The sequence below is a fragment of the Pseudomonas sp. R62 genome (genome assembly GCF_000257605.1).
Lineage (GTDB): Bacteria > Pseudomonadota > Gammaproteobacteria > Pseudomonadales > Pseudomonadaceae > Aquipseudomonas > Aquipseudomonas atacamensis.
Genome location: NZ_JH635999.1, coordinates 667,123 through 671,307, shown reverse-complemented (window position 1 = coordinate 671,307; position 4,185 = coordinate 667,123). Strand labels below are relative to the sequence as shown.

The 4,185-nt window shown below is 49.7% G+C and carries 4 protein-coding genes; 2 read left to right on the top strand and 2 right to left on the bottom strand.

Translation table 11 applies throughout. From position 1 onward, the window contains the following. A partial coding sequence (locus OQK_RS30560) for a hypothetical protein (RefSeq protein WP_038861516.1) occupies positions 1 to 1,437 on the top strand: 1,437 nt, incomplete at its 5' end. Between the two features lie 289 nt (positions 1,438 to 1,726). Beyond that, the gene (locus OQK_RS21370) at positions 1,727 to 2,251 is read left to right on the top strand and encodes a hypothetical protein (RefSeq protein WP_157221923.1); all 525 of its coding nucleotides are present in this window, start codon (positions 1,727 to 1,729) and stop codon (positions 2,249 to 2,251) included. 81 nt (positions 2,252 to 2,332) lie between these two features. On the opposite strand, the gene OQK_RS29500 is transcribed toward OQK_RS21370, so the two are convergent. Then, positions 2,333 to 2,602: a hypothetical protein gene (locus OQK_RS29500; RefSeq protein ID WP_038861515.1), complete on the bottom strand. Its 270-nt coding sequence runs from the start codon at positions 2,600 to 2,602 to the stop codon at positions 2,333 to 2,335. 435 nt (positions 2,603 to 3,037) lie between these two features. After that, the gene (locus OQK_RS21360) at positions 3,038 to 3,742 is read right to left on the bottom strand and encodes a hypothetical protein (protein ID WP_050977881.1); all 705 of its coding nucleotides are present in this window, start codon (positions 3,740 to 3,742) and stop codon (positions 3,038 to 3,040) included. Positions 3,743 to 4,185: the final 443 nt, after the last annotated feature.

Here is a 4,185-nt window from a genome sequence, read left to right as displayed (position 1 = left end):
GTAATTCTCTCCCAAGCTTTCTACAGCCGGATTCGGGCAGTTGAAGCACTGAGGTCGTTGGGGGCTGGAAAGACAGTCGAGCCAGAGGTTCTCAGAGCTATCAGTGCAGAGCTGGACGAAGCTTCACTTCGGTATGGACGAGCGATAAACGGAACTACCTACAGCGCCTTGGCTGGCCTACTGCGGCTTGTCGCCAGCCTTGCTGAATGGAGGGAAGGTGTGCTCGCTGCCAGTGACGGAGTGGAGCGTTTTTTACGAAGCGCCTTTGAGCGATATCGCATGTGGCAGAATGAATATGGCGAGCAGGCCGCTGCTCAATCGCTCGTCAAAGCCGCTGAGTCTCTCCCGCGCGTAGGGTCACTTTCCGATTTCGAAGACCTCTGTGTAGCAATCGCTTCGGTACCTTTGCCTGTGGGCGCTTTTTCCAAAGGGGCTCGGAGCATGCCGCAGTTCGTTGACGAGCAAACGCCTCCTCCTCTCCCCTCCGAGCTGTCGGTGGCTTTCCTAAAATTCCAAATTGATGGGCAGGCCGCTGGAAGTATTCACCACCTGACACCATTAGTGCTTCATGACCTTGAAATAGAAGTACGTGTATCACGCTGGCCCGAATCTGCACTAACGCTGAGACTGTCCCCCATTTCAACGGAGCTGCGTACCAGCTACGACCTCTCAGAGTTCGTGTTCGACAAACCTGCGGGCGAACCGCCGTACACACTTTTCCAGCGGGGGCGCGCAGCCCTTCAGCTTGCGCAAGGGATGAATGCACGGCCCTACGAGTTCAAATACTCAGCTGCATTCGAGCCAGTCAGTTCAGAACAGCCAGTAGCCATCGTAGGGCACCGAACGCTTCTCATCGAAGGTCTTGATATCCGTTCAAATCCCATCACTGGCTATCCGAAAGTTGACGAGAAAATTCTGAGTATTCGGGACTTTCTGCGTCGAAATGGTCTAGTAAACAGCATCGAACTTAGTGATGTGCTTGAGGTGCTCAAGGTTTTAGGAGGAGTGGCGGGGCGTGCCATCCAGGACGCTGAATTCGATGGTGTTTGGTCAGAGGCGCAGTTTCAGGATGCAATTCGCAAGGAGCTTCGGCGCAACCCTCAAATTGGCTCTGATCTTGACGAACATCCCAAAGCTTCAGGCGGGATCACAGACCTCAGCTATCGCGGTATCGTTATCGAGCTAAAGTCCTTACCAGCTGGAGTCAAGGTGATAGAGGACTGCCAAGCCTATGTTGAGCAAACCGCAAGTTATGCAGTATCCAAGGAGAAGCGTGTTGCTGTGCTCTGCGTGCTCGACTGCAGAACAAAAACTGCCGCTCCATGGCCTGCCGGAGAAGGCATCGCAATTCTAAAGTCCCAGCCACCCGCCGACGTATCGGTGATCACTATTGTTGTGCAAGGAAATATCACTCGGCCAAGCAAATTGTCGAAGTAAATGGCATTGATCTGAATGTATAAGAGGAGAGCCAAGCTCGTTGCCCCAGTACTGATTGTGCGCCGGTGAATGTTCGTAATTGGCCGGTTGAATCCACAGCCGAAAGCTGCCATTCGCCTTTCTTATACTTTATTTTCTTTTTTGCAAATACTGATAGGAGAATTTAATGCCCTTGCTGCATCGATATGAATCACTACTATTGAAAAAAAACGTATGCCTATCGCAACCTTACGCATATCGCATGAGTCAATGTCTAGCATTGCGACTCCAGTACCTCTCATCGCGCAGAATGATCAATAAATTTTCAGTATTAGATGAGATAGCATTGCTCGAAAAAACGCCAACCAGCCGCCCTACGGGGACAAAAGCAGCTGAAAAATTCAGAGGGCCCATTCTGGGAAGCTTCTGGCACAAGCATTACTTCGACGCGAAACATCTACCACGAAATTTTTTGAATAAATGGTTCGGCGATTACGCGGTAAAAAAGGGGTTGCTGAAGACGAAGCTACATGAGGTTTTGATGGCGGACGAAAATGATACAGACATCGAAAGGTACTGGATTGCTATGGCCAATCGTATATCCCATGCACTCGTCTATGAAGGTTTTGAGACAAGAAAGAATAGAGGCGCATTAACAGGAGAATGGCTAATTTATTATGAACATGCCGGACTGAATTACTACTTAGATTTAGCTGACCATAGGGAGTTAGACGATCAGCAAAAACTATATGAACGTTTGATGGCTGAGTGCGGATGGGAGTTCCCTTTCGCGTTCAAATCGTCGGCTACTAGCAGTTACGTCCCTCCTGCATAAGCCTCCGCTCTAAGGCTGCTTTAATAATGAAAAAAAACGGTCATGCATCGGTAATGCCCCCTGTAAAGAGGGCAAAATAATTTAAAGATTATTGGTAAGCCAATCAGAACAATTTTTGTCTAATCCACCCCATGCCCCGGCACCTGAGAGCCCTAAAACCACCAGCTTGTCATTCGAATCGACATGCTTCATTAGCTCGTCACGGATCTGCACAAGTGAAAAATCTGACTTAACTATCCAAGTTGAATCGACACAATGCCACCAAGAGCCCAACGCCTTTATTGCATCGTGGAGCTCTGTGTATTTTTTTCCTGGAGTAATTAGATCGTACGTTATCAAGACTGATGCCATCGCTGCCTCCATTCGCTTAGAAGATATCGAAGTGATATCAATTCGAGAGAGTAGTCGGAATGTTTGAATCATCCAATATTTGGCAGGCCACTCCCATCTCAGTCCAATCATTACTTCTCTTGATATATCTTGACTGTCCGCTTATGGCTCATAGCTGCCCGTTTCGACAGACTCAAAACCATCCGCGCCAAGCAGATTTCAATCCTCTGCGAAAATTACAATCGAACAGCGTTGTGCCAAATATGCCTAAATCCCTAGTCGGTTCACTCCGACAGCGTTCGGTTGCAGATAAGAAAAGAATTTCAACTTATAACCGTGGTTTACGAAAAAATGCACTTCAGAAAAATGCACATTAACCGACTAGCAGGGGGAGCTTTCTCAATCATGCCAAAGAACATCCATGCGAACACACTATTGTATCAGCACAGGTTGAGGTTAGCTTTTCGAGCATCCGGGAGCATCTGGCCGTTCATAGGGGTAGAAAAGGGTCTCAGTCGTAATGCTCTTCAGGCCCTGTTTAGGCAGCTGTAGTGTTCGAAACGCAACTCCCGACTTGTCACATTTTTGCAGTTGGAGCAGATACAGCATGTCTTCCGACTCGGCGACCTGGCACCCTTCGTACTGATCAAGATTTGCATAGACCACCTGACGCTTAACACATTCTGATGCCTGCTTCAGCGCTGCAGAGCGACCATCATTTGAAGGCAACCTCACCAACAAGAACCAAGCAGAAATCAGCAGGCCGGCGATTATGCAGGTCGATCCAACGCACACGGCGATGCCTCGGTTTTCGATCGCCCGCTTGAGAACATGGGCAGTCCATTTTGGGAGTGGCTGGGGCTCGCCCGGCATTTCCCTAGTTTTTTCCAGGAGAAGTAAGAAAAAAGCGACGATTCCGACTAGGGCCATGCCAAAAGCCAAAGCCCCAATGTAAGACCCAAATCTGGCAGCTCCGTAAGCAAGGATTTCCTGAGCTCCGATGCCCAACCGTTCGATACCAACATCCATCGTCAGGTAATACTTCTCAAGGTAAGCGTACCCGCTGAGAGTGAATGCCCCGATCATGCTAGCGATGAGTAGTGTGGCTTCGATGCGCAAATATGTCCTGAGTCGTTTTGGGCTTGCGTTGTGCGTGTCCATGTCGGTCAAGCTGGTATTCCTGAAAAATAGGAGTAGAGAAAATTGTACCTCAAGCTTTCATCAATCGAACGAGTGGCTGCCACCAGGTGGTTTAGATCTGCGCCAGACTGATCGAGAGGGTGCCTAGGAGGCTCAAGTATCTGATGTCTGCTTCTGGCCGTTTTTTACCGATCAAGGCCACCCAGTGTGCTGGTCAAATCCGATGCAAACGACTGGTCAAGTCGAATGCAAATGGGTGGTCAAGTCCATGCAACTTCGCAGGAAAACGCCATGTCTCGTCTCATCCCACTACACGTAACGCTATGCCTGTTGCTTTCACCTGTGTGCATGGCTGATAAGGTCGTCCGCGAGGTGCCTGATACCACCGCCGGCAAAGGCGTCGGTGTCGTAACGGGGTTGATGCTCGGTGCCGTGGGTGGCCCGGTCGGAGCGCTTATCGGGGC